This is a genomic window from Paracoccus sp. S4493 (genome assembly GCF_000967735.1).
Taxonomy (GTDB): Bacteria; Pseudomonadota; Alphaproteobacteria; order Rhodobacterales; family Rhodobacteraceae; genus Paracoccus; species Paracoccus marcusii.
Map to the genome: position 1 here is coordinate 1 of NZ_JXYF01000426.1, position 741 is coordinate 741.

Genomic DNA, 741 nt, shown 5'->3' on the forward strand with positions numbered 1-741 from the left:
CGGCCACGGTCCTGTGGATTTTGGGCACCGCGGCGTTCTCGCTCTATGTCCAGAACTTCGACGACTATACCGAGACGTACGGGACGTTGGGCGGGGTCATCATGCTGCTGACCTGGATGTGGCTGTCGGCCTTCATTGTGCTGGCCGGAGCCGAGTTGAACGCCGAGATCGAACAGCAGACCTCCGAGGACACGACCACGGGTGCCCCCGAACCGATGGGCCAGCGCGATGCCGTCAAGGCCGACACCCCGCCGCCCGGTCACGGGACGCCCGCCACGTCGTCGGGCCAGAAGGCCATCGGCGTGTCCGGGACAGGCCGTGACGCAACGGATGCGCCGACGCCCAAATCGGATGCCATCATGGCGATCATCGTGCTGGGCGCCAGCCTGTGGCGGCTGCGCAAGGCGAACGCCCGCGACTGAACCGCGGGCGTTCGGCCGGGGACGGGGCGACCCGTCACCTGGCCGGGGCGTCGGCCTCGTCGGCCTCGTCGGTGGCGGCGGGGTCGAACTCGCTCAGCGCGGGACGCTTGCCGATCGTGATATGGTCGATCTCCTCTGCGGCGAACCCGCGGATCAGGGCCGGGATCATCATCGAGACCAGCAGGAAGATCGGCAGCCCGACGACCGTGATCACCTCCTGTAGGGCCGTCAGCCCGGCCTCTCCTGCCAGCAGGATCAGCGTTCCGGCGATGGCGCCTTCGGCCAGGCCCCAGAAGACGCGCTGGCGGACGGGTCCGGG

General features: G+C 69.1%; 2 protein-coding genes. One reads left to right on the forward strand and one right to left on the reverse strand.

Annotated elements, in window-relative coordinates:
- Window positions 1–422 (forward strand): YhjD/YihY/BrkB family envelope integrity protein (locus tag TW83_RS18230; RefSeq protein WP_045984202.1); only part of this gene is annotated, 422 nt, incomplete at its 5' end.
- 34 nt (window positions 423–456) lie between these two features.
- Here TW83_RS18230 and TW83_RS18235 read toward each other — a convergent pair.
- On the reverse strand, window positions 457–741 hold a 285-nt coding region (locus TW83_RS18235), incomplete at its 5' end, for a BCCT family transporter (protein WP_045984203.1).